The 25162-nt window shown below is 39.2% G+C and carries 21 protein-coding genes and 4 pseudogenes; 14 read left to right on the top strand and 11 right to left on the bottom strand.

Annotation, left to right across the window (positions count from 1 at the left end; genetic code table 11):
- Positions 1 to 19: 19 nt before the first annotated feature.
- From AACL23_RS06245 to AACL23_RS06230, 4 genes and pseudogenes are all read right to left on the bottom strand, one after another.
- Positions 20 to 1183, bottom strand: coding sequence for a hypothetical protein (locus AACL23_RS06245; protein WP_339050747.1), 1164 nt, complete (start codon positions 1181 to 1183; stop codon positions 20 to 22).
- Positions 1184 to 1540: 357 nt separating this feature from the next.
- Entirely contained in the window at positions 1541 to 1780 is a 240-nt protein-coding gene (locus AACL23_RS06240; protein WP_048901573.1) for a hypothetical protein, read from the bottom strand.
- Positions 1781 to 1891: 111 nt separating this feature from the next.
- Positions 1892 to 2077 (bottom strand): hypothetical protein, encoded by a 186-nt coding sequence (locus AACL23_RS06235; RefSeq protein ID WP_048901574.1) that lies wholly within the window; start codon positions 2075 to 2077, stop codon positions 1892 to 1894.
- A gap of 593 nt (positions 2078 to 2670) precedes the next feature.
- Positions 2671 to 2874, bottom strand: a pseudogene (locus AACL23_RS06230) (YdaS family helix-turn-helix protein); the annotation flags it as partial.
- Positions 2875 to 2982: 108 nt separating this feature from the next.
- On the opposite strand from AACL23_RS06230, the gene AACL23_RS06225 reads away from it, so the two are divergent.
- Positions 2983 to 3570 (top strand): helix-turn-helix domain-containing protein, encoded by a 588-nt coding sequence (locus AACL23_RS06225; protein ID WP_015874319.1) that lies wholly within the window; start codon positions 2983 to 2985, stop codon positions 3568 to 3570.
- Positions 3571 to 4109: 539 nt separating this feature from the next.
- Positions 4110 to 4370, top strand: a complete 261-nt coding sequence (locus AACL23_RS06220; RefSeq protein ID WP_339050743.1) for a hypothetical protein — start codon at positions 4110 to 4112, stop codon at positions 4368 to 4370.
- Here the strand turns inward: AACL23_RS06220 and AACL23_RS06215 are convergent.
- Entirely contained in the window at positions 4329 to 4724 is a 396-nt protein-coding gene (locus tag AACL23_RS06215) for a hypothetical protein (RefSeq protein ID WP_015874321.1), read from the bottom strand. The two genes, AACL23_RS06220 and AACL23_RS06215, sit on opposite strands and share 42 nt — an antisense overlap.
- A 368-nt stretch (positions 4725 to 5092) precedes the next feature.
- Here AACL23_RS06215 and AACL23_RS06210 point away from each other — a divergent pair, with 368 nt between their 5' ends.
- From AACL23_RS06210 to AACL23_RS06195, 4 genes are all read left to right on the top strand, one after another.
- Positions 5093 to 5776, top strand: coding sequence for an ATP-binding protein (locus AACL23_RS06210; protein WP_339050740.1), 684 nt, complete (start codon positions 5093 to 5095; stop codon positions 5774 to 5776).
- Complete coding sequence (locus tag AACL23_RS06205) at positions 5773 to 5937, top strand: hypothetical protein (RefSeq protein ID WP_234817416.1); 165 nt, start codon at positions 5773 to 5775, stop codon at positions 5935 to 5937. The genes AACL23_RS06210 and AACL23_RS06205 overlap by 4 nt, the downstream gene beginning before the upstream one ends.
- A 264-nt stretch (positions 5938 to 6201) precedes the next feature.
- Positions 6202 to 6348: a hypothetical protein gene (locus tag AACL23_RS06200; protein ID WP_174888513.1), complete on the top strand. Its 147-nt coding sequence runs from the start codon at positions 6202 to 6204 to the stop codon at positions 6346 to 6348.
- Positions 6349 to 6352: 4 nt separating this feature from the next.
- Positions 6353 to 6784 (top strand): tail fiber assembly protein, encoded by a 432-nt coding sequence (locus AACL23_RS06195; protein ID WP_339050738.1) that lies wholly within the window; start codon positions 6353 to 6355, stop codon positions 6782 to 6784.
- Positions 6785 to 6921: 137 nt separating this feature from the next.
- On the opposite strand, the gene AACL23_RS06190 is transcribed toward AACL23_RS06195, so the two are convergent.
- Together AACL23_RS06190 and AACL23_RS06185 are read right to left on the bottom strand one after the other, a co-directional pair.
- Positions 6922 to 8271: a hypothetical protein gene (locus tag AACL23_RS06190; RefSeq protein ID WP_339050736.1), complete on the bottom strand. Its 1350-nt coding sequence runs from the start codon at positions 8269 to 8271 to the stop codon at positions 6922 to 6924.
- Positions 8272 to 8749: 478 nt separating this feature from the next.
- A pseudogene (locus AACL23_RS06185) lies at positions 8750 to 9414 on the bottom strand (tyrosine-type recombinase/integrase); the annotation flags it as partial.
- A gap of 92 nt (positions 9415 to 9506) precedes the next feature.
- Between AACL23_RS06185 and dusA the strand changes: the two are divergent.
- Positions 9507 to 10538: a tRNA dihydrouridine(20/20a) synthase DusA gene (dusA, locus tag AACL23_RS06180; protein ID WP_339050734.1), complete on the top strand. Its 1032-nt coding sequence runs from the start codon at positions 9507 to 9509 to the stop codon at positions 10536 to 10538.
- Positions 10539 to 10618: 80 nt separating this feature from the next.
- Here dusA and AACL23_RS06175 read toward each other — a convergent pair whose 3' ends face one another.
- Both AACL23_RS06175 and AACL23_RS06170 read right to left on the bottom strand, forming a co-directional pair.
- Positions 10619 to 17752, bottom strand: a complete 7134-nt coding sequence (locus tag AACL23_RS06175; RefSeq protein WP_339050732.1) for a hypothetical protein — start codon at positions 17750 to 17752, stop codon at positions 10619 to 10621.
- A 20-nt stretch (positions 17753 to 17772) separates the two neighbouring features.
- The gene (locus AACL23_RS06170; protein WP_339050730.1) at positions 17773 to 18483 is read right to left on the bottom strand and encodes a hypothetical protein; all 711 of its coding nucleotides are present in this window, start codon (positions 18481 to 18483) and stop codon (positions 17773 to 17775) included.
- Positions 18484 to 18911: 428 nt separating this feature from the next.
- On the opposite strand from AACL23_RS06170, the gene rpmH reads away from it, so the two are divergent.
- From rpmH to AACL23_RS06135, 7 genes are all read left to right on the top strand, one after another.
- The gene (gene rpmH / locus AACL23_RS06165) at positions 18912 to 19052 is read left to right on the top strand and encodes a 50S ribosomal protein L34 (RefSeq protein ID WP_015874346.1); all 141 of its coding nucleotides are present in this window, start codon (positions 18912 to 18914) and stop codon (positions 19050 to 19052) included.
- 14 nt (positions 19053 to 19066) lie between these two features.
- On the top strand, positions 19067 to 19414 hold the full coding sequence (gene rnpA / locus AACL23_RS06160) for a ribonuclease P protein component (protein ID WP_015874345.1): 348 nt from the start codon (positions 19067 to 19069) through the stop codon (positions 19412 to 19414).
- Entirely contained in the window at positions 19393 to 19662 is a 270-nt protein-coding gene (gene yidD, locus AACL23_RS06155; protein WP_044612389.1) for a membrane protein insertion efficiency factor YidD, read from the top strand. The genes rnpA and yidD overlap by 22 nt, the downstream gene beginning before the upstream one ends.
- A 2-nt stretch (positions 19663 to 19664) precedes the next feature.
- Positions 19665 to 21308, top strand: a complete 1644-nt coding sequence (gene yidC / locus AACL23_RS06150) for a membrane protein insertase YidC (RefSeq protein ID WP_015874343.1) — start codon at positions 19665 to 19667, stop codon at positions 21306 to 21308.
- 113 nt (positions 21309 to 21421) lie between these two features.
- Positions 21422 to 22798, top strand: a complete 1377-nt coding sequence (gene mnmE, locus AACL23_RS06145) for a tRNA uridine-5-carboxymethylaminomethyl(34) synthesis GTPase MnmE (protein ID WP_100096886.1) — start codon at positions 21422 to 21424, stop codon at positions 22796 to 22798.
- A gap of 178 nt (positions 22799 to 22976) precedes the next feature.
- Positions 22977 to 23240, top strand: coding sequence for an IS630 transposase-related protein (locus tag AACL23_RS06140; protein WP_202972847.1), 264 nt, complete (start codon positions 22977 to 22979; stop codon positions 23238 to 23240).
- A 98-nt stretch (positions 23241 to 23338) separates the two neighbouring features.
- Positions 23339 to 23695 carry a transposase gene (locus AACL23_RS06135; protein ID WP_339050724.1) on the top strand — a complete coding sequence of 119 codons (357 nt, stop codon included), beginning with the start codon at positions 23339 to 23341 and terminating at the stop codon, positions 23693 to 23695.
- Between the two features lie 102 nt (positions 23696 to 23797).
- On the opposite strand, the pseudogene AACL23_RS06130 reads toward AACL23_RS06135, so the two are convergent.
- Positions 23798 to 24042 (bottom strand): annotated as a pseudogene (locus AACL23_RS06130) (ATPase, T2SS/T4P/T4SS family); the annotation flags it as partial.
- A gap of 15 nt (positions 24043 to 24057) precedes the next feature.
- Positions 24058 to 25134, bottom strand: a pseudogene (locus tag AACL23_RS06125) (IS3 family transposase).
- Positions 25135 to 25162: the final 28 nt, after the last annotated feature.

Raw genomic sequence — 25162 nt, 5'->3', positions numbered from 1 at the left:
TCATGATATTTCGTGCTCTCTATTTTTTTTCTTGTTGCGTCTGAAAATCTTGCTGAATTTTCGTTTCCTGAGATTGTAGCCTTCTTATGTGATTATCTTGAGAAAACGCCAGAAGGTTTTGTTGAGATTCAATCGCTCGTTCGATTTGCCTTTTCTTCATTTCTGTATCATGTTTTTGTTCTGCCTTTCTTTGAGCATCTAACATCTTTTGAGATGCTTTATCCCGTGTTTTAACTTCTCCCAAAGTTTGTATTGCTTCCTGTATTTTATTTTTCAAACCAATAACCATATTTTCAACTTGAGAAGACTCGGCACCCTGAGATATTTCTGATGGAAGTTTCAGTATTTTCGCTTTATCGCCCATAGCCAAACTAGATTTGTCCCAAAAATACCGACACTGTTTGACAACAGCTGGTTCAGAAAAAATACGTTTGAATTCTTCAGGGGCAACAGTGTCGAGCATTTTTTTTGTCATTTCCAAAAAATCACCAATATCTTTGGTTTTGACTAACTGATCTAAAATAAAAGGACGTATATCTTTAGCATTAGCACCAAGTGCTGATTTTTGCTCTGAAAAAATTTGATTAGGGGGGCTATTCTGAAAAGCGGTAGTAGAAGTACTTGCTGTATTGTTATGTGAGAATGAGGCAGAATAAGCTGTCGTGGCACTTTCGCTTTTTTTTTGTAACATATCCGTCCTATTCCATCTGTCTTGGACAAGCTTTTGGTATTCAGGACTCTTTAACTTTTTTTCTAACTCATTTTCTTTTGGGAAAATTGCTCGAGCTTTGGCAATAGAACGCTTAATTTTTACTACGCCTTTTGTATCAATAACTTGAGTTTCGTTAAAAAATTGAGATTTTTTTTTATACAAGCTGCTAAAAGTATAATAGGAATCCGTAGTAGATTTTAAGGAAGATTTTAATTCTTTTTCAGGATCACCATAGATTATTACCGTTCTATTTAACTTATTTGCAATCTCCTGAGCGATACTGTCTTTCATGTAACACGCTATAAGGTGTAGTAGTTTCTTATCTGTTTCAATTTTCTTCATCAAATTGGGGTACTTATTTCTCATAAACTCAAAAAAATCGTTAACATTAAGAGCTGTCCCTTCTGCTTCTATAGAGAATAGACCATCTAAATGGTGAATCAGAAGAGCTGGTTCACCTGTATTTTGCAAATTATTGATATATCCTGTTTCCTGTACCCAAATTTTTTCGGAAGTATTCTTATGGTTCGTTTGCTTAATCTTAAAAACGTCACATCGTCTGTAATCTACCTTTTTAATTTTTTCAAGATCACAATTCAAGTTCGTAGAATGAGAAGATGATAGAGCCTCGTTTTTTTGTCGCTTAGAAGAAAACATTCTATTAGTATTAGTCTCTTTAGGAGAATTTAAAACTGCTTTATTGGGCTTAGAGCTGGATTCTTCGTTTATTGGATAAATCTCAACATTCGTTTTAGTTGTTTTCGGAAGAGTGATAATAAAAGGGTGACCATCGCCGGGCCTTAGATGTGATGACGTATCAGGATAGACTTAACAGCCTTGATCGATTAGTGTTTTTAGAGGGCATACTACCCAAGAATGGGCGTTTGTGTGTGCATATCTCTTTTGCAAGTTTAAAGGATTTGAGCGCTCTTCATTAAAAGCCTGTTTTGTCATAATCATTACATTTAAAGCATATCTAGCTTCCTCTTTTGCAATTAAACAAGCAGATTTCTCAGTTCCTCTAAAAATGCCTTTCAAAAAAGGCTTTCGATGATAACAGTCTGACACTTTTGCCTGAACTTCCTGATGCCCTTGAATTTGTTTTTTTTCAAAATCAGTATAAATGTCATCCTGTACTCTGACAGCTACAAAATTTTCATAATCATGAATTCCATGATCTTAAAGAACCTGAGCTGTGACATAACTTTCATCGCACTGATCTGCATCACGTTTTTTTAACAGTATTATTTTTTTATCTGTTGTATTGCTGACTTTATATGGAAGGACATCACAATTAGCCCGATCTTTTTTTAATAAATTGCATGAATCAGATTTGTTAAATAAAAAATTTATAATTTTTAACATTATAATTCCCTAGTAAATTTATAGTATGTTACTGCTGCTACTAGCTCTGAGTTTTTTAAGTTAAATAAGATGCTGAGTCGCTTTAATGAACAATTTGGCTTAGTACAAAGTAATTGAGCTTGTGTTTTATTTTCAAATACAACGGGTATGAGATACCCCGTCAGAATAATACAACGCATTGAGCAAATTCACCGTTGTGTAATGTTGTCTCCCTTGAGTTAGAGATAAATATCAAAAACTGTTGATTTTTTATTTCACCAGAATAAAGGCCATAAAAACATCAGGTGATAACCCGAATAGCTGTCTTAAAGAGTTAAGATAGGGGGAGGGAGAGTTTAAATATGGGCATTGAGCTTTGACTGAGCGTTTGAAGGGCACTCAACTTCATCGATATCAAAAAACCGTGAGCCCTTATGTTCATAGAGGCGGTTATTAAATTTCGGCTCATTCATCCCTAAATAAGCGGCGGCCACCGATTTGCCTCCTTGAATGTGTTTCAGCATTTGGTTAATTAATTCCCGTTTTTCCATCATCATCAATGTGTCCTTTGGGTTACTTTTTGCTCTGCATTGTGAAAAAATCATGTTAATAAATAGATATTTTTCAAAATCTTTATTCAATTCATGGGGCTTGATTTCTCCACCACTGGATTCAACAATCGACTTCAGATAACGAAAAGTTATTCCTCCACCATGAAGCCATCGCCATACTGTGGGTTGTTTGACTCCACATAAATCTGCGAGTTTTTTTTGACTGCGTGCAATTTTTATTGCTTTTTTAATAGCCTTATTCATCAGGATTATCGTAATAGTATTGAACGGTGACTAACAATAATAATTAGTATTGATATATGCAATAGCAAAACAAATTTGACGAGTAATACTCTTGGCTAGAAATTATCTTTCATGAAAAGTACACTTGCCCAGTGTCTGAATTTTGCCATGCAATCCAGAAACTTCAGTCAGGGTACCCTCGCCAAGGCATCAAGAGTTTCTCAGTCTACTATTTTTAAATTAACTAAAGGCACCTCAAAAGGTTCTAAAAAAATTGTAGACATTGCTCATGCGTTAAAAGTGAATCCTGATTGGCTTGCGCGGGGTGTAGGGGAAATGGAAGGAGAAAGTATTTCCTCTTTTATTTCTCCTTCTGATTCATCTAACGAAGTACGTGTTTGGAATAAAGAAGGGGAAACAGAAAATATCGTGAACCTTCCTGAAGGAAAGTCGGTTTCTACCTGGCGTGCTTATATTCTTGATCGTAATAGTGGTTGCAAAGAAGCTCCGGTTGGTTCCATAGTAATTGTGGATACGGCGGTTAAGCCAAGAGCAAGCGACCTGGTGGTCGCTATGATTTCGGATATGATTTCCGTTTATCGATTTTTACCCAGTAACGGGCCTGGATTATTATCTGTTGATGACAAAAAAGTTCCTTTGTTTGATTTGTCTGAATCGGTGAACTTATTGGGGTTGCTGTTTTTCTTTTTCGTGATTTAAGACGATAGTCCTTAATCTTCTGTGCAGGAATGGTGTATTCGTTATAAACACCTTCTTTGACCCTACGCCAAACACAAATCATGTTGCGCTCCTAAAATTGAAAATAAAGAGTCATTATTTTCTCCATTGCATCACGTTAGTTTTGATTTGAAATTTTTGATTTTAAAAAATCAACATCATAAAAATTAATAGTTTTATTAGGCCATTTATAAAACTTCATGTTTTATAAAAAATCATTACAAATACTTTATAGCTTTTAGTATTACGCTTTAGCAAATCCTATTTGCTATTATTTTTAAACCAAAAACAACACTGCGAAACAGACAGGGAAAATCTACGGAGTCTCTGTCCGACGATTATGAAGTCCGGAATGCTTCGTAGAAAGCTTGACCCCGCAAGGCGAACGCTCTTTAAAAACTCAACGGTATGCCGAGAAGGTGTACACCCTCACTCAGTGAATTTCGGGATGAAGTGGCGAGCATATGGCCAGCATCAAACCACTCCATCACCCAAACTCATTGACAGGAGAATGCGTATGAATGCAAAAAAAAGATGCAAACTCAGACGGACCCGTCCGGCGTCGAGAAGAAAGGCAGAGATTGGAAACACAGTGGAGGGAAGAGCGAAAAAAAGGGGGGGTTGTTTTAAGCGTACCTAAAGTGCTTTTACATCGCCCCACACGCGAATACAGCTTAGATAACCGAATGCTCTACAGGGTGTGGTGTGGTTGTTTCGGGCAAAAAGTCATCGTTAAAGACTTAACGAAGATACTTCAACATCAGGCCGATAGACACCACTAAAAAGCCTATCATTCCGCCCATTTTGATCGTTAAACTTAAACCCAGTTTCTCTAGTTTGTTATCCATATCTTTACGGATATCGGCAAACTGAACATCGACTTTCTCAAACCGGGTATCCATATCTTTACGAATATCAGCAAATTGAGCATCGACTTTCTCAAATCGGGTATCCATATCTTTACGGACATCGGCGATATCACGCTTTACGTCCGCAATATCGGCCTTGGTGGCCACATCAGCCACTTCATGAGACCTACGCACAATGAGCGATATTGCCCGCGCATGTTCTCTCGACATACCGACCGTTTCCAGATCTTCTGTTGCCTGTAATGTATCAAACGCCACCTGAGCCATAGGGGAACCTCCTTTATTAAGACCAGTGTAACCCATCTACGGCTCAATCTGCAAAATTTAACATTTCGTTTCATTTTCCCCCTTTCATCAGGCGGGCTTCTCTCGCCTTTTATTTACAGGAGCATCCTATGAAAAAACATCAACATCGGCCTGGACAGAAGACAATGCCCCCTTATCACCCCTTGATTGCCTAGTTTCTTCACTTATTGCATATCCTAAAACAAAAGGGAACACCATGAAATTTTGCATTTTAGGCCCCTTTCTGTTGATTGATTTGGCGGAACAACGGCACTGTTTCCCCAACACCGAATCAGGCTATCGGGAGATGGCCCGCGCTTTTATCGCCACACGCCGCAAAGGAGACCCTCATGGGCACGGTCAGCTTGATTTTAGGAGAATCCGGGACCGGGAAAACAGCCAGTCTGCGACACCTCAATCCCAAAACCTGTTTATTGATTCAGTCTATTCAAAAACCGCTGCCCTTTCCGGCCAAAGCCTGGAGACCCTGGGAGACCAAAGACCCTCACAGCAGTATTTATGTCAGTGACCTCTGGCAGCCGGTGAAGATGGCGTTGGCCAGAGCCTATTCCTACGGAAAACGCATCGCCGTCGTCGATGATTTTCAATACATCATGGCCAACGAGTTTATGCGGCGGGGAGAGGAAAAATCGTACGAGAAATTCACCGAGATTGCGCATCATACCTGGGACATCCTTCACCACACGATTCATCACACGCCCCCTGACCTGAGGGTGTATTTTTTGTCTCACAGCGAAGACACCGCCTCCGGCAAAATCAAGATGAAAACCGTGGGGAAATTACTGGATGAAAAAATCACCCTCGAGGGGATGTTCACCACCGTGCTTCGGACCTGTGTCAAAGACGGTCGATACCTCTTGAGTACTCAAAATAACGGCTTTGATACCGTCAAATCCCCCATGGGTCTGTTTGACAGCGCAGAGATTGACAACGATTTGTCTTTCGTCGATGCCGCTTTATGTGATTATTACCAGCTCACCCCTTCCCAACACACCACAGGAGCCCTTGCATGACCTTGAATCCCTTTATTTACAATCCACAACAGGCGTTAGCGGCCGGCCAAAGTGGCTTTATCACGGACTCTGGGGCGTATGTCGTGACGATAACAGACGCCCGGTTCCGTGTGCAGCCCAGCAGGAGGGATTGCTGGAAATCAAATGTCCCATCTCAATGAAATAGAGAAAGAAATTGAGTGTATATGACTACTTTAATATTTCGCAATACCGCTCTAAAAACCCTCTCTCACAAGGACCAAATCTGGTTGACGTCTGCCGAGCTTGCTAACGCTTAACAGTACTCCAGTTCTACATCTGTCAGTAACCTTTATGGCTAAGCGATTTAATTTTGATTAATTTATATATTCTGAAAACAAGGTATCGATGTCACACTGAAGCTCTCTTCTTCCCCAGACAGTGAATTCACCTGCAAGGCATTGTGGATGGCTTATGAATCAAGAGGACGCCCCAACGGCGCCGTGGTCACTGGGTTTAAAACGGATGGTCTCTGGGAGATAAAAAGCTATGCCTATTACCGATTCATACAGAAAAATATTAATGGGCAGTGGATAACCGTAGGGCAGGGATAATGTGATGAAGATGTATAAAAATTTTAACAAGACAGATATTGAAGCATTATCAGAAAAACAAAGGGAGTTGAAATACAACATCAATGCTTCATACCTACAGGATGAAAACGGCGATGATTGGTATGACCTTCAAAAAACGTTTCAGCCAGACACATTCAAAGTGATGTTTGATGAAAAAAACACGGTGGTCTCTATCGCGAGAGATGCTTCTACCTTATTCCCTTTAAATTGCAATATTGTCGAGCTGGATTCGCTGCCTGAGGGCGCAGAAAATAATGGAGAATGGATTTTTGACGATCATCAAGTGTTGAGAGGGACCTATACAGAGGCAGAACGGACGCGGCAAGCGGTGAGGGAAAAAGAAAAATGGATGGACAGAGCGAGCAAAGCCATAGGCCCTCTGGCCGCTGAATTTATTACCGATTTCGTGAAATGACCGCTCATTTATTGATTTAAGGTTTTTGAAATCGCTTCTCCGGCATGAAAGTAGTGGTTGAAAAGTTCGTCTATTTTCCTTACCGTTGAACGCCATGCAAAAAAACTTTGATACCAATTTATTTACAACCAGAGACTTCAAGATTGTTCATCCAATTTATAAATAAAATCTGTCACTATTACCTCCTTTAATTTCATAAAATACTTTTCTGAAAAATTCTTACGCAAAAAATTCTCAAATTTTTGTTTATCATCAATACATACTAAACGATTGTAATTTGGATCAGAAAAAGTAAATGTTTCTGTTTTTCCTTGCTTTTCAAGAAAAATACTCACCGCATGAGCGAAACCTTTTTTATTGTTTAGTGCAATTGTTTTATAAACTTTTTGATGTTGTTCTTTATTAGCTGTCATATCACCGATAAACGATGAAACAAATGTCTCAACAGCTTTTTTATCTTTTTTATTTTCTAATTCACGCGTGTTTTGACCAATTTTGATGAAATCATGTTTTGTTAGATAGATTTCTCCTGTAGCTGCACTTCTAATTTTTTCCGCCAGTTTGTTGATTTTTTCTGCTAGTACGTTTAACTCACTAACATGTTGAGTCATGCCTTTATCGTAATCCAATTTAAGGCTCTGATACTTACTGAAAGTTTTTGTGTATTGCTTCAAAATTTTTTCATATTGTTTCTCATGTTCCATCTGGTTCTTGATGATTTTATTCAGTGATGAGGCCTTTATTTGGTTACCAAATCGCATTGAAGAATCTAAATTTTTTCCTTGAGACTTCTGTATTATGCCTTCGATCATGTGTCCCCAACAACAACCACTCAATGTTTTTTGAGAATACCTTAAAACAGAGCGAAGCTTTCCTTTAGACTGACTCGGCTGCTTGATGAGTTGTTCGGCATCACATGTTTCTAGAACATCAAAGGCCGACTTCATCTTTTCCTTCGTTTTTGTGCTCTGCGTTTTTTGGTGATTTCTATTTATCCATGTATTTTCATCTAATATTATTAAAGCGTCACCCGTACTCATAGGGATAAACGGCGTAATCGGTTCATCATAGTATATTTTACCGGGATGTCGTGCTTCCAGATTCTCCCTTTTTATATCCGCCGCTCGCTTTAATTTTAATGTTTTTTCATCTAATATTTTTTTTCTTTTTTTTTCTAATATATTTATTATCGATTCTGTATTTTTGATTTCGGTTTCGCTTGTTGTAGTTTTTAATGGATTTTTAAGATCAGCCAGATCTTTTTGTAAAAGTTTAATACGATTATCAATCAAGCGAATCTGTTTTTGTTGAACTACATTAAACTTCTTAAGTAAAAAATTAAATTTTAAGTCGCTGATGTTATTGGCATTAATTATTTTATTTGCAATATTAGATTTCTGGGTTTTTAGAAATTTATAGTGAATTTTTAATTCTTCTTGAGTTGTGAGTTTTTCAGTATTGGAAAACATTTTATTTATTCTAGGCATAATGCACTCTTACTTTGATTGAAATAAATTTTGTAATTTGATTTAACATCAATCAAATCTGATCTTCAAATAGAAAGAATTTAAAGTTAATAAATTCAGATATTGAATTTCTTTTAATAAAAAAAAGGTCAAGTAATCTTTATTTAATCAATTTTTTGTAAATAAATTACTTCAAATCTTAAGTGCACTTTTTTATATATGCCTTTTTACTGTTACTGACTTATCCGTCATGGAGGAAAAAGCATGAAATTTATAGGGATTTAAGGAGAAGGTAAATGGGGTCTGAACCATCAAAATAGTCGCCCCCATCTTGGGTGAACCCTAGGTACAGCATCATGCTGGAAGAGAGTGTAAAAAAGGGGGAGGAGGGAGAAAATCAAAGATTGAAAAAAGCACTGAATTTCCTGATTTTGAGCAAAATCACAAGTCATAATAAAAATTAAGTGATTGTTAAATCACATTTAAAATATCGTATATTACGCCGCAGGTCATGATAACGCAAGTCTTCTATTCCTAAAGCGTTACGCACACGCTGAAAACCAGCGGTGACAGAGCGGGGATGATAGGGAAAAATCAATTCGCTGGTTTTGGGCTGGCGCTGCACTATAGCCCAGGCTTCTCCGAGCAGTGGTACTAGCATGTGATTACCCGATTTTTTGCTCGGGTCTTTTCTGTCTCTCACCAGTACCGCTTTTTGTTTCTCGTCCACATCCTCCCACCTGATTTTGCACACCTCACCCACCCGCATGCAACTTAGTATTGAGAAGTTCAGAATATCAACGAAGGGGATTTTAGCGACAACGTGATCGCTTCGTGCTTCCAGTCTTTCCAACAATCTATCCAATTCGTCACTTACCGGGCGCCGGCTACGGCGTTTGGATTTTCCTGTCAACCCCATCTGGAGCAGGAGTGGCCTTGCATCGGTTGCGGGGTGGGTTATGTAGTCGATACCGTAGACAGGTTTGGCAGAAGCTAAAACAGAAGATACGTAACTCACATCATGGTTAACTATGGATGAAGCGGTTTGCCAAAGGTTCGCGTTTCGCGGTGTAGATGTTTGCCACCTTCTTTCACGCCAGCAGTTCAGCGGTACCTTAGAGTACCGTCAGCACGCGGACGTTTTACCATGTTATAGTAAGCCATACTTCTGCCAATTCCTGTATCCCCTATCCCGGTACACCATTGATCTGGTGTACCCTATGGTGTACTGATAAAGCAAAAATACGACATAAAAAATGCACGAAAATAAAGAATCCCATAACCCGCGACAGAACAGCGAAAACAGTGGCATAGCTCCAAAATATTTCTCCCACCGATTTTGCGTTGCGCCCATGCTCGATTGGACCGATCGACATTGCCGGTATTTTCATCGTTTATTAACAAAAAACGCCTTTCTATATACAGAAATGGTGACTACAGGCGCACTCATTTATGGTCAAGCAGACTACCTTGACTATAGTGAAGAAGAACAACCTGTTGCATTACAGCTGGGGGGGCATAATCCGTTTGAATTAGCTCAGTGCGCACAATTAGGCGAACAAAGAGGTTATCAGGAAATTAATTTAAATTTGGGATGCCCCTCTCCTCGGGTCAAAAAAGGCGCCTTCGGAGCCGCTTTGATGCAAGATATTGAACAAGTTTGTGTTTGTTTGAAAGCGATGTGTGACGTGGTTTCAATTCCCGTGACCATCAAAATCCGTATTGGTGTAGATGAGCAGGATAGCTATGAATTTTTGTCTCAATTTATAGAAAAGATTTCCCGTGAAATTGATACTGTGATTATTCATGCTCGAAAAGCCTGGCTTTCTGGATTGAGTCCAAAAGAAAATCGAGAAATACCTCCATTAGACTATCCTCGGGTTTATCAGTTAAAAAAAGATTTTCCAAAGTTAAATATTGTGATCAATGGAGGAATCTCTACACTAGAAGAAGCGAAACAACATCTGCAATATGTAGAAGGTGTGATGATCGGCCGAGCCGCTTATCAAAACCCAACCCTTTTAACTCAGGTTGACTCTGAGCTTTTTAATGCACAAGACCCTCTAATCGATATTACCGCTTCAATCAAAGCATTTTATCCCTATATTGAACAAGAATTATCTCGTGGCACTTTTCTGAAACATCTGATTCGACCTATGTTAGGCTTATTTCAAGGCTGTGCAGGTGCCCGACAATGGCGTCGTTATCTCAGCGAAAATGCTTATCAATCAGGAGCAGATGTTTCTGTGATTGACAGAGCGTTATCTTTTGTGACACCTCATGCTTAGAGCTCTTTCAAAAACGACCTGGAGTTTGACTCCAGGGTTTGTGTATCCATCTGAATCTGATCAAAGCACCATAATACCCATTAAAAATGAACCCATTGCCCAGAAAGCATCGGATTTTCAGAGGCAAAATCAGGAACAAAACGATCAGTGCCTTGAGCCTCAGGGTCTTGAGGAATGACAGCGGAAATACTCTGAATAAGTTGCTCAATGTTCATACTATGTTCACCGAGCATGACTTTCGCAATGGACTCACTCACGTCTTGCAGAATAATTTCATCTTGCTTTTCACGGTTGGCTTTTTTCGATATGAACAGATGAAGATCTTTTCCCTCGTTTTTCCATTGATACTGGATGTTCTCTAACGTCACCTGATTTAATGTTAATGTATTCTCTCCTTCTTTATCCTGAATGATGGCTTTCACCTGATCGTCAGCAGGAAATTCCGCGTCACCATCGCGATAGGTGTAATCATAAAAATCATCCCCTTTCCCTCCATTTGCGTGATCGATACCACGACCTAATTGAAACATGTCATCACCATCATGTCCGTGGAGTTCATTCTTGCCCTGCTCTCCATCCAGGGTTTTACCGGTAAGGCTGTGATTGATCAGAGCGTCATCGCCTAAACCGCCTTTGATGTGTCTTGCTGCCCTGCTTTTATCCACGACTACGTCATCTCCTGCCTGAGCAAAAAACAGGTGCGGTAAATTTTCTGCATCTGTGATAAGGATCACATCACTACTTTCTGAGGGGATGACTTTTGCTTTAGGTTGCCCGATATAAGGCTGATCAAAATCATCAACATCTATATCGTACAGGCCATTTGAGGCATCTCTGATTTTGATGTGGCGATACTTTTCTCCCTTCATAAAATTGATCAAAACAATCTCTAACGCTTTCTGTGAATCGTACTCCAGCCTGGAGCGTAGAATAATGTCATCGTCTTTTCGGATGGGTTGAGTCATCTGATCAATGTTCATGGGAAGAATGATTTCATCTATTTCTGGCTCTGATTGATCGTCTTGATTGTCGATCACTACTGTTCTGGGTATTTTTCGATCATCGAGGCCTATTTCATACACGTCTTGTCCCGTGTTTCCTATTAAAAAGTCTGCTCCTCTGTAACTGAAAAAAATATTCGCTTCTTCATTACCTTCCATTTTATCGTTAAAAGGTGTGTCACTCAGAATCAGATTTTGTTCCCTGGTGAGGACAATTTCGTTCTCTCCTACTTTGATGATATCTGGGCTTTGGCCTGAACCAATCTTAAAAAGGATATTGACTTGATCAGGCGGTATTTTTTCAAAATAGTCTTGATGATTGAGATCATGTAAATAGTGATATTGCACATTAAATATCCCTTCAAATTCTTCTTTTTGTTCCAGTTTATCAGGCCACTGTGGGGTCATCAACGCGCCATCCTGAGTATAAAAAATCGCATTTTTATCTAAAATGAGCGCCGCAGACTCTTGAGAGTCCTGGCGATATAACGATCTCAGGATTAACGTGGTGTAAGTGGTGTTGGCATTTTTAAGCCGTATGTTCAGATCGTACTCGTTTCCTCTTTCATCAAGACGGATCGATTCGATATCTCTCAATGTATAATGCAGATAAATATCACTACATTCATTGCTTTCTTCTACTATGATCACTTTCGCATCTTTTGGTTGAGAATGATTTAAAATGTTAAAGGTGTCTCGTCCTTTAGATCCTGTCGCCTGACCAGATTCTAAATTAAAAATATCTGCAAAATGACCGCCTTGATATTGCTTGTTTCCTGTCCCCGGGAAAAAATGATTTTTTTTATTGAGATATCCTGTTGCCTTATCATTTCCTCCACCCAAATCAAAGACGGCGCTACTGTCTTCTTTCGGCTTTAAAAACGCCGAGAACGAAGCACATAATTCTGATCTACCGATAGGCTGGTCTTTAATAAAATGGATATCATCAGATAGCTGAATCACCCTGGTCCTGTTTTTTATGGTTTTTGTTAAAGTTTTATTGACTGGGTCAATCAAGGCCGGTTGATGAGAGGCTTGATCATAATCAACGCTATATATCGCATCAAATTTCAGGTGAAATGGTATGTTTCCCTGCTCCATAGGGGTCTTTATAAAAGCAGGAAAAAGAGGTGCCAATAATAACCCGTCGTCTGTAATGAGGGTAAACCTGTTGCTCAAAACAAGTAACGCTTCGTTTTTGGTATCTAAACGGTAGACATCTTTTATTTTTATGACCGTTTCGCTGTTATTTTGATTATTCATTGAAAGCACAAGATAAAACGAATCCCCCTCTCGTAACAATTCCATTTTTTTGAGCTCGTTGAAATCATAATTCAGCATTATGTAACTGAACTCTCCGGGTTGATCGATGATATCCACCGTAAATCTATCGACTACGTTCGGATTGATATACGGTCTTTTAAGGACGCTGCGAACAATACAATACGTATCCGTTCCAATTCCTCCCATCGCAAGGCCGTTCTGTAGCGTTAAAATGTCATCGCCTGCATATGCACTGATACTCCCCAGCTGATTTCCAGGAAGAATTAACACATCATTTTGATCTGAACCATTAAGGTCGTTAGAATGAGCAGGTTCAGTGATCAATGGCCAATTCGGGAAAGAAGCTCTTTCGAGCTGCTCAACAAGAAAAGAATTTTCTGATAATTCATTGGCATTAACCACATCATCTGACTCAGTGAATCGAACGAAATCGTAATAACAATAGGGGCTTTCATTTTCCTGGTAATGCGTGACGAGAGTGCCCTTCCCTGGATTTGGCTTCATTTCATTGATCATTTTTGTATAAATATGTTTTCTTTCTTCTACTTCTTCAGGATGAAAATAACCCGGTAGATTCGAATGGTCATAAATATTTTGCTTTCCGTTAAAAAAACTTTCAAAAGAAGGAGGCACCCTTCCTTTGGTGTGATTGTTCGTGAAGTAGGTGAGCTCTATATAATGCTTCTCTTGTAAAATGAAATCCGATGTCACATAAAAATAGTCACTGGCATGGATATTTTGCAGTAAATTGAATGTTTTATGGGCCTTTTCAGCTACTTGTATATCAAATTTTTCTTTTAATATTTCCCTCGTTTTCTTTTCAGTGAGCCTGTTTTGTGTTTCAGGTGTTGGATGATTCATTAAAGAGATATAAAGCCCCTCTCTTACTTTTTCGGCAGTGCTTAACCCGATCTCTTTTGAGACCACATTCACCATACTGATAGAAGAATACACCTTGGCTGCCAGAGCCATTGAGATGGACAATCCTAATGTCCACGCGCTTAACAGCATGCCTGCAACACTCATTTTTGGCATAAAAACAGCGCCCAAAGTGCTGATGGCTACGACTACACCGCTGGCCAACTGAATAGACTGAAATACTCCCTGTACCATCAAGTCCGTTTTTTTATCCGCATTTTTTTCAGTAGAAGCCTGATTAAAACAGTCATAGGTGAAATAAATATCAAATACCACACCAATAAAATTTAAGGTATTTACCGCAAAAGCGCCTGCAATCAACCCTCTCATTTTTGAGGCTTGGGCCGACATTTGAATGCCTTTTGGGACAGCATTCCCCTGTAATTTTATTTTTGTGGCTACACTCATTAACGTTCTGGAAATATTCGAGCCTTTTTGCATCTCCTTCATTCGATGATAAAAAGTGTATTGCATCCCATCCACCACAAAATTAACCGTCAGATTGATGGCTTGCATATTTTGATATTTGGTCAGTTGAGATTCTTCTTGGCTCATCTCCTTCTTTTTGCCGAAAAGAACAAAATATTTTATATAGTCGATCATAAAGTCTATTGTTGAGCCTATTTTCATGACTTTGAAAGTCGTGCCCATACGCTGATCAATTTGTCTGAGCTTCTCTTGTTTTATTTTTTGCGACGCATTCCTGGATACCGTGCCGGGCTCTGTCTTTTTTACGGGAGAGCCTGTTGTCTCAGGTTTGCTGGTGGTTGGTTCTGGATTGACTGAAGAGGAAAGCGGATGAATGATTTCTGTTGAAGCGTTAATGGGAAGACTCTGTGGCTTATCAACAACAACTTGTTGAGGATCTTTCAATGAAGATGAGAGTGCGTGAAACTCTCTGAGCGCGGCCTTTAAGTCAGCCGCAGTATCAGAGACCTCTGTCAACGCGCGATTGAGTGGTAATATTGAAATATGATAGCGATTATTTTCTTTTCTAAAGCCATAATATTCACCGATGGTTCGAGCACTCTGATTTAGCGGGTTGATTTTTTGATTGAAATACTTTTCTAAAGCCTGTCCGAGTATTTGAGAGGCCGCCGGGGTTTTATTAACACTGATTTTTAATTCACCGATGTTGGGGTCATACAGGGTGTAATGCCATTGCTTTACTGAATCTTTAACACTCACCATTAATGAGCCGCCTGTTTTTGAATATAAGAGGTAATCGCCTGGCTCTATTAAGGATGTAAAAGAATAATCTAAAGCAGGGCGGTTCACATTTGCCTGTGTTAACTTTAAGTGATGGAAACGAAGATCAAACTCCTCTAAGTCTCTAAGACCAGATGAGTCAATCAGGCCTCTATGTCTTTGCTGTTGAAGTGCCGCCCTGGCCTTTAAAAGAGTAAAAAATTTTAACCGCGCGTTTTCACCCATTTGGCTCGCATGATAATAAGCCCATATCAGTGCTCTTGCGTTTAATTGTGCACCTGGAATTTCTGGAATATAAAAATTTTGTGGAAGCATTTTGAATGAACCGCCATATATCGCACTCCATTCTCGTAACGCCAGGTTGACATTGCGTTGCACTTCAAACCTGCGTTCCAGAGCATCCAATGCCTGCGAACCTTTAAAAGAAAAGGGGAAATCTATTCCCTCTAAGCTCAAAATATGAGCGCCAAAGCGGTTTAAAATTTCAGGATCAGTGATATGTAAAAGTAATTTTTTGGTGTCTAAAGTGCCTTTCATGTTCTGAAAGAAACTGGCCAAATCTTTCCATTGATTGGCATTGAGATGATTAAAACTCAGTTGCTTTGACTTCAGTGCTTCTAACAGTGCAAAAACGCGAAGGCCTTTTTCTATCAATGGCTCAGTGACTTCATTAGGGATGCGGGCAGAAATACCCTGTTCACGGAGCGACGAAATCAATGCATTATTAAATTCTTCTGTATTGTCTGTATTGTCACTGACAACGCTGATGTTTGCAGGATTAGGTTGATGATTAAGCTGTAACTCTTCTTGCAGGCTTGAAGTCAGATCGGCGATGACTTCTGCTAAATTTGTGGCGGAATATCCGCCGACAAATTGGCCTTTTCTTTCTCCCACTATCCACCAGTTTAATGATCGGTTTAAAATGGTTTTATCACCAAACGCTTCGTATTCTCCTTCTCTTGTGAGATTAATAAGAAGTAGATTTCCTGTGCATTCATTGGCGATTTTTTGCGCGATTTCAGTGGATTTCCATTGATAATCCAATTTTAAAATCACATGCCCTACAAGAGCATTCTCAGCTGTCTCTGGACCTGGCCTGAAATTGGGTGCCCGCCCTGCAAGAATATTCATTTCCATTTCTTGAATAAGGGTGTCGATATTTACGGTTGACCAGAGTTGATCGGCGATTGTTTTTTTTAATTTTGATACACTCTGGTTTTTTGCGGGTGGCTTTTGAAAGTAACCAATGGTTTCTTCTTTTTCTGTACCTGCTTTTTCTTGATGAGTGACACGATACACCACTTTCGCATATGTCGCCCGTTTTGGCATTTGAGCATGAGATACTAAAACATTACTTTGTAAAATGGAGTGTGATTTTAAATGCTGAATTTGCTGAGAAGTCAGTTTTGTGAGAATTTTAACTGTGGCTTCTATTTCTTGCCTACCATCATCGATGGTCTTCGTCTCTAAATTATCCAGTCTCGCTTCAAGTGGAGAAATGATGATTTTATCGGTAAAATTAATTTTAAAATTTGCCCCAAGAGCCAATGGAGCAATATTGGCGCTGGTCTGCTGTAGATGATCATGAGGAATAAAAAGATTTTTTTTATAAAAAACCTGATAAATGATTTCGTTATCGAAACCCGGTAACTTAAATTTACTGTCACCAAAACCATACCGGTCTAATATTTGCATTTCTCGGGGATTAAGACCTGAGATCTTAAGTTGAAATCCAATCATTTTACGATCAGTAGATTGATAATTACTCTCATCATAAATAGGATCAACTCGCGCATAGCTCCTCATATTCCTTAGAATAACAGGCACTTTTCTACCAATATCATCCATATTTAATGGCCTGTTTATTATCAAAGATTTTTGGCCAGGTTCTTGCAGACCCACTATTTTTAATTCACAAGGCGGGGTATTGAGCATTTTATTGAATACATCATGGACAATTTCAATGCTTTTTTCGTCAATAAAAGAGGTTAGATCCGCTGTTGAAATATCTTTTGTAGTAATCGCATCAATATAAGGAGAAATAAATTCATTTAAATTATTTTGAATACTTGAAAAAATCTGTTTTTTAAAAAAAAACATTTTATCTAAAAACTCTCGACTGATGAGTTGATTTATAGAAATTTTATTGTTTTTTATCAAACTTTTAAACGCTAATTGAGTTAAAGAATTTAATTTGGAATTTTCAAAAATCGTTTTAAAAAAAAAGTGTAATGTCTGTTGATCGTAATTTTTATGATTAAATAAAATATTAACAATTTTTGCTCTAAAATATGTTTTGAATATTTTTAACTCGTTATCTGGTGTGAGTTTTAAATCTTTATGTATCATATTAATTAAATGATTATCAGGTCGATGGGGTTCCCAAAAATTTAATGTAGTACCATCATTAAATTCATATATTGCACGGCCAATTATTTTTTCTCCCTCTTTTGTAGTGATTGGGATCAATGTTTGTAAGTTGTCTTTTTTATTATAATCAAATTGTTTTTTTATTTTAAATCTGACGATAGGATTTGTTTCTTCTTCAATAGAGAAAGATTCAATAAAAGATTCTTTAAATATTCCTTTTTTTTTAACCTTAACTTCTTTTCTGGTGGTTCCGTCTGATTTTTGTGTTTCTAAAATAGAAATATGACTCGATTCTTCTTTAAATAAAACGGGATACTCATGATTTTTTACAAAAATAGAAAATGGCGTATTTTTGGATATCACAAAATTTGGAATAACAATATCTGTTTTTTTTATTCCTGAAATTTCTAATTCAAAAATAAATGGATTCACTTTATTTTCTTGAGTTTTTTTTATCTTTTTGACGCGTGCAAATATTTTTTGCCGTCAGGCAATGGTAATTCAATCATTTTATTCACATCAAAATCAAAAAAACATCGGCTCACCTTTTTCCACGTTATTTTTCCAGCTTGACCTATAACGTTTCGTCGTGAATACATATCGCTTAATTGATGAAGTTGAATGGCGCCTTTTTCATAAAGCCGGGGTTTAAAAATTTGAACAGGCCGATCTTCTTTTAATATTTCCCAAAACATGTTCCGTAAAATAAGTTTAAGTTTTTCTTTAAAATCAATTTGAGGATATTGCTTCATTTGTTGGGCAATTTTGTTGATATCCTGTTCGTTGATTTGAGAAAAGATCAAATCTTTGAAGATGATGCCAATACTTCGCCCGCCTTCTGTATAATTAGAAAAATATTCTTTTTGGACTTCTCGTATATTCATCAGCACGTGGGCATCTTTCTCGATTTCCTGATCCCAGTTATTCCAAATAGAAAAATCAAAAGATCTGGTGATTTCGTTTATTTTTGATCCTCTTTCCATCAGAAATCGATAAAGTTCGGATTTATCCCATATTTTTTCTGGAAACCTGGCAAACGATTCAATAGAGTTTTCGATTTTTTCATTGAATTTTGATGTCATCCCTTCAATTCGGAAGGATTCTGGCTGAGAAGCGCTTTTTTTAATAAAGTTTTTTTTGAAAATCTTTTTTAATCTATCCATGAGTTCTGTCCTTGTAATATAAGTTATCCTGATATTCTTTTTTTAATAAATATGACTAGTCATAATGATTATATTTATGATTTATAAAATCAGTTAATAAAGCACATTAATATAGTATAAAAATCATTTTTTAATAATAAATATAAAAACTTGTTTTTTATTCATTAAAAATGAAATATATTAAAAATTATTCATAATAAAATAACCGCTTCTGTAGATCGCCTTAAATTAAAAAATGACAAAATCTGAAAAATTGAATGAGTTTTGAACAATCGCCTCAAAAAAAGTAAAGGGTTGTACTTTTTTACAGAATAAATTTGCTATCTAAAATTGACTCCAAAAGATGTAATCATTACAATCGCCGCCCTCAGTGTATCAATTTTTTCGTGCTTCATCTGTCATTATTTTAAGCTCAGGTAAATATTTTCATGAAACGCACCTTCCAACCCTCTGTTTTAAAACGCAATCGTAGTCATGGTTTTCGTGCTCGGATGGCCAATAAAAATGGTCGTCAAGTTTTGGCTCGTCGTCGCGCAAAAGGCCGTACTCGTCTCACCGTTTCTCACTGATTATACATACAGCATTGGTTGTTCAGTTTAGTTTTCCAAGAGAGTTACGTTTATTAACTCCTCATTCTTTTGGTTTTGTCTTTGAAAAACCTCAGCGAGCCAGTACTGAACAAATCACAGTGCTTGCTCGTATCAATGATCTAAAGCATCCACGTATTGGCTTCGCTATTTCAAAAAAAAACGTGAAACACGCACATCACCGAAATAGGATTAAACGGCTGACTCGAGAAAGTTTTCGTTTACATCAGCATTTTTTGTTGCCCATGGATTTTATCATTTTGGCTAAAAAAGGAGTGGATAAGCTCGATAACCAGGTTTTGAATGCAGTTTTGGAAAGATTATGGCGTCGTTACTCTCATTAAGTTCAAAAATTTTAATTAAGTTGATGCTGTATTTGATAAAAGCTTATCAATTGATCTCCCGCTTTTTTTTACCTCCTTCTTGTCGCTTTTATCCTTCCTGCTCTGATTACGCCATTGAGTCGCTGCGCCGATTTGGAGTGATAAAAGGCAGCTGGCTTACTGCCAAACGTATCATAAGATGTCACCCTCTACATTCAGCAGGAAACGACCCTGTGCCACCGAAACATCACGATCACAGAGAATATTAAAGATGGATTCACAACGTAATCTTCTACTTATCGCTTTCTTTTTCGTCTCTTTTATGATCTGGCAAACCTGGCAAGTCGATCATAATCCGCTGAAAGCGGTTGAAAATGGTACTGCCCTTGTGACTAATAATAATGGAACAGAGACTTCAACCCTGGTGCCGCTCTCCAATACTCAAGGGCAAAAAATCACTGTCACAACAGATGTGTTGTCATTGACCATCGATACACAAGGGGGAGATATTCAACAAGCAAACCTTCTTGCATATCCAGATACTTTAGGCTCAAAGAAAAGCTTTCAGTTGCTCGAAAGTACACCAGATTTTGTTTATGAAGCTCAAAGTGGACTCACTGGGAAAAATGGCCCAGATAATCCTCTCAATGGCCATCGCCCTGTTTATTCCGTAAAACAGCCTCATTTTGTATTGCCTGAAGGTCAAAATGAATTGCAGATCCCTCTGACTTTTACGGATAAAAACGGCTTGGTATTGACCAAAACTTTTATCCTCAAACGTAATGATTATGCGATTCGTGTGCTTTATCGGATAAACAATGCTTCCAGTACTCCCTTGGAGTTCAATTTTTTTGGTCAATTAAAACAAAGTACTCAGCTTCCTAAACATCGTGATACCGCTAGCAGTAATTTTGCTTTACATACGTATCGAGGCGCCGCTTACTCTTCTAAAGAAGATAAATATAAAAAGTACAGCTTTAGTGATATTGAAGATGCAAATTTAAATATCACGACTCAGGGGGGATGGGTTGCCATGCTACAGCAATACTTTGCGACAGCCTGGATCCCTAACGCCGGTGAAACTCATGATTTTTATTCTCGTCACCTAGGCCATGGTTTGGTCGCCTCGGGTTTTAAAAGCCTTCCTGTCCTGGTCAATCCTGGCGAGCAAAAGGAATTATCAGCGACCTTATGGGTGGGCCCCGAGCTACAGGATAAGATGGCGGTGATTGCACCTCATCTTGACTTGACTGTAGATTATGGCTGGCTCTGGTTTATCTCACAGCCGTTGTTTAAATTATTGAAATTTATCCATGGTTTTGTCGGTAATTGGGGGCTTTCTATCATCCTGATTACCTTTATTGTCAGAGGGATCATGTATCCCTTAACCAAAGCACAATATACTTCCATGGCCAAGATGAGGATGTTACAGCCTAAGCTGACAGAGATGCGCGAACGCATAGGGGATGACAGACAACGCATGAGTCAAGAGATGATGGCATTGTATAAATCTGAAAAGGTGAATCCACTCGGTGGGTGTTTGCCTTTGATCATTCAAATGCCGATCTTTTTGGCGCTGTATTACATGTTGATGGGTTCTGTTGAGCTCCGTCACGCGCCCTTTATCCTATGGATTCACGATTTATCTGCTCAGGATCCCTACTATATTTTACCAATACTGATGGGGCTGACCATGTATTTTATTCAAAAAATGTCCCCAAGTACCATCACAGATCCCATGCAAAAAAAGATCATGAACTTTATGCCCGTGATCTTCACTGTGTTCTTTTTATGGTTCCCTTCAGGATTAGTGCTTTACTATATCGTGAGTAATCTGGTTACCATTATACAGCAGCAATTAATTTATCGTGGTTTGGAAAGTCGAGGCTTACATAACCGTGATAAAAAGAAATAATTTAAAATAAATACTTTATTGAGCGGTCCAATAGACAACCTTATTTTTTAGAACAAGCTCAATCTGCTTTTGATGTATCAATGATACACAAGAGATTCTAAACCGAGGTTCGCATGAGTCACACTGACACCATCGTAGCCCAAGCCACCCCTATCGGACGTGGTGGTATAGGGATTTTGCGTATTTCAGGGTGTGCCACAAAAACAGTCGCGAAAGAGATACTGGGTAAATTGCCTCGTGCGCGTTACGCCGAGTATCTTGCATTTAAGGATCCCGAAGGGAATATTTTAGATCAAGGTATTGCGTTATATTTCCCTGCGCCCCATTCATTTACAGGTGAAGATGTTTTAGAGCTACAAGGGCATGGGGGCCCTATTATTCTGGATTTATTACTCAAAGCGATTTTAAATCTGCCTGATGTTTGTGTTCGTATTGCTCGTCCGGGGGAGTTCTCTGAAAGGGCCTTTCTGAATGATAAATTAGACTTGGTTCAGGCGGAAGCTGTTGCGGATCTCATTGATGCCAGTACCGAGCAAGCTGCCCGTTGCGCTCTACATTCTCTCAAAGGCACTTTTTCTTTACGTATTAATCAATTGATAGAATCGCTCACTTATTTAAGAGTCTATATTGAAGCTTCAATGGATTTTTCTGATGAAGAAATTGATTTTTTATCTGATGGCAAGATTGAAACTCAATTAGATAGGGTGATTCATGATTTAGATAAAGTGCGCTCGGAAGCTCGCCAAGGTCAGCTGTTACGTGAGGGAATGAAAATAGTGATAGCGGGCCGTCCAAACGTAGGTAAATCCAGTTTATTGAATGCGCTCACAGGCAGGGAAACGGCTATCGTGACTCAGATACCAGGCACAACCCGTGATGTATTGCGAGAACAGATTCAGATTAATGGCATGCCTTTGCATATCATTGATACAGCGGGGCTTAGAGAAACGGAAGATCCAGTTGAAAAAATAGGTATTGAACGAGCCTGGAATGAAATTGAGCAAGCAGACAGAATATTATTCATTGTTGACGGAAGCACAAGCTCAGAAAAAACAATCTATCCACTTTGGCCAGAATGGGAGGCACGTTTATCCAGATCTCGTTTGCCTATCACTCTGATACGCAATAAGTCGGATATCACAGGTGAAGATGTTGCATTGACTGAAACCGAGGAAGGCACATTCATCTCTCTTTCTGCTCGAACAGGCGAAGGGATTGATCTTTTGCGGGAACATCTGCAACAAACAATGGGTTTTTCAGGCAATATGGAGGGAGGATTTTTAGCGCGCCGGAGGCACTTAGAGGCACTAGAAAATGCGGCACAGTATCTTTTATCCGCTAGACAAAAATGGTCATCGGGAAATTTTTTGAGCGAACTCTTAGCCGAAGAATTGCGTTTGGCACAACAGGTTCTGAGTGAAATAACAGGTCAGGTCAGTTCTAACGATTTATTAGGAAAAATTTTTTCCAGCTTTTGTATTGGTAAATGAATACGAAAAAAAAGAAAACAAAGAGTATATTAAAAACAATTAAAATTAATAAGTTAGATTAAATTTTCTCTATTGTGTTTCCCTTGATTATTTCTTATTACCCTATTATTTCCCCCTTCTGTCCCCCAGTATGATATAGCCTAACGAAATAAATTTAATGATTTCGAAAGGGAGAGAGATGAGTCATTCAGTTGATTTTCGCCGTCACGTGCTGAATGTAAGAGAAAAAGAAAAGTGGAGCATAAGAGAAACGGCAAAACGCTTTCACATCGGTGCCACTTCGATTACCCGCTGGCTGAAGCGAATTGAAAAGAACCCCTCTTCCCCCCGGCAGCGTAAAATAGATAAAGCGGCTTTACTCAAGGATGTTGAGCGTTACCCGGATGCTTACCAGCATGAAAGGGGTAAACGTTTCGGGGGGTGTACCAAAGCCATTTGGTAGGCCCTGAAACATTTGGGCGTCACCTATAAAAAAACCCCTCAATCATCCCAAGGCCAACGAAGATATGAGGCAAGCCTTCCAAAACAAGATAGCTGACTATGAAAAACCGCGAAAATCAGTCGTTTACCTGGATGAAAGCGGCTTTGCCCATGATATGCCGCGTTGATATGGCTATGCCCCACGGGGTCAACGCTGTTTCGGTCAACATAATTGGCAGGCAAAGGGGCGAACCAATGTGCATCGGTGCGTTACTGGGAAAAGCGCTGATGGCGGTGGGATTGTTCATGTGTTCTGTGAATAGTGATGTGTTTCACGCCTGGGTCATTCAGATACTTCTGCCGAGTTTGCCCCCCGACTCTGTGGTGGTCATGGATAATGCGACCTTCCACAAACGTTTGGACACTCAAAAAGTGATCGATGACGCGGGGCATATCATTGAATATCTATCCTATTGAGCATAAATGGGCAGAAGCAAAAAGCAAAAGAAGAGCGGTCAATTGCAGTATCGATGCTTTATTTTCTCATTACATGACGTAACCAAAATTATTTCGTTCAGCTATATGATCCCCTTTCATCCTCATGCAGCAAGAAACCAGTTCTTTAGATGACACCGTGTCTCCGTATAAAAGATGAACATGGTTTGGGTGATACGGGAGTTTTAATTCGTTCAGTTCTTCAATGGTCAGCATTCGCCGTTCGGGGGGAAAAAGGTCAACTACTGCTTGGCAAAGGTGGTTTTACCCGAACCCGTCCCCCCCAAAATAATGATATTGAGTTTGTGTTGGACGGCTTTTTTGAAAAAAGCCCCATGTAGTGGTCAAGTAAAACAGGCCAGTATCTTGTGTTTTTTCCAGTACAATCGCTCCGGTTCATTTGGCGTTCATCCCCCGTTGTATTGATGAGGCCGCGTTTGACTGTAGTAGCCAATGAGATCATCAATAAGATCCCGCCCGGATTCTTGTTGAGTTGGATACCCTGCTTTGGGTACCCATTCTGTTTTGAGGCTTCTGAACAGGCGTTCCATAGGAGAGTTGTCCCAACAATGACCTTTACGGCTGAGACTTTGGGTCATACGATAGCGCCAGAGTGGTTGCCTGAACGTCAGGCTCGTGTCATGGCAACCTTGAGCTGAATGAAACCTGACGCCGTTGGGGCGTCCTCTTGATTCATAAGCCATCCACAATGCCTTGCAGGTGAATTCACTGTCTGGGGAAGAAGAGAGGGCCCATCCTGTCGGTTGACGTGCAAACAGGTCTATCAGTACGGCTAGACAGGTCCAACGATTCCCTGCCCAGAGATAGGTCACATCTGATGAGGGGCAGCCACAGAAAACTGACGCGCTCACACGTCAGGAATAGCCTGATGTTCCTGTCTCGCCTTTTTATATTGATGAGTCGGTGGCTGATGGCTGACCCGTTCCAACTGACGCATGACTCTCGTTGCCCGATAGCGACTTGGCGGAATACCCCGTTCTGATACCATGGCAGACATCGTTCTTGCTCCTGACGTACCTGAGCTTGTCACTCTATCTGTTCAGGTTTGATTCTATTAACCCCCTTTACCCCATATTGATAACGGCTTTGATGTATCCCAAACACTTGACATCAGCCTGTCACTGCATGGCTCTTCTTAAGTTTCTCTACTCACGGGAAGTGTTCAGGAACTCTGACATTAAGAGAGCTGAAGCCTTTTTTAACAGGCTGTTCTCTTCTTCTATTCGTCTCATTTTCTTTTCTCATTCGCGGCTCTTTTGCTGTTCTTGTGTCATAGGAGACCCCGAGAGGCTTTTCCCTTCTCATTCCCCTTTTCACTGATTCAACCAAGAACTCATGGCGCTTTTACTCACGCCCATTGCTTTTGCTCCTTCTATCCCCCTATATCCTTGTTTTGTCACTCATTGAGCCCCTTCTAGCTTAAATTCA

Source organism: Candidatus Williamhamiltonella endosymbiont of Tuberolachnus salignus, from assembly GCF_964019775.1.
GTDB classification, from domain to species: domain Bacteria; phylum Pseudomonadota; class Gammaproteobacteria; order Enterobacterales; family Enterobacteriaceae; genus Hamiltonella; species Hamiltonella defendens.
Note: the sequence above shows the minus strand (reverse complement) of the source record. Positions and strands in the feature narration are given on the sequence as shown.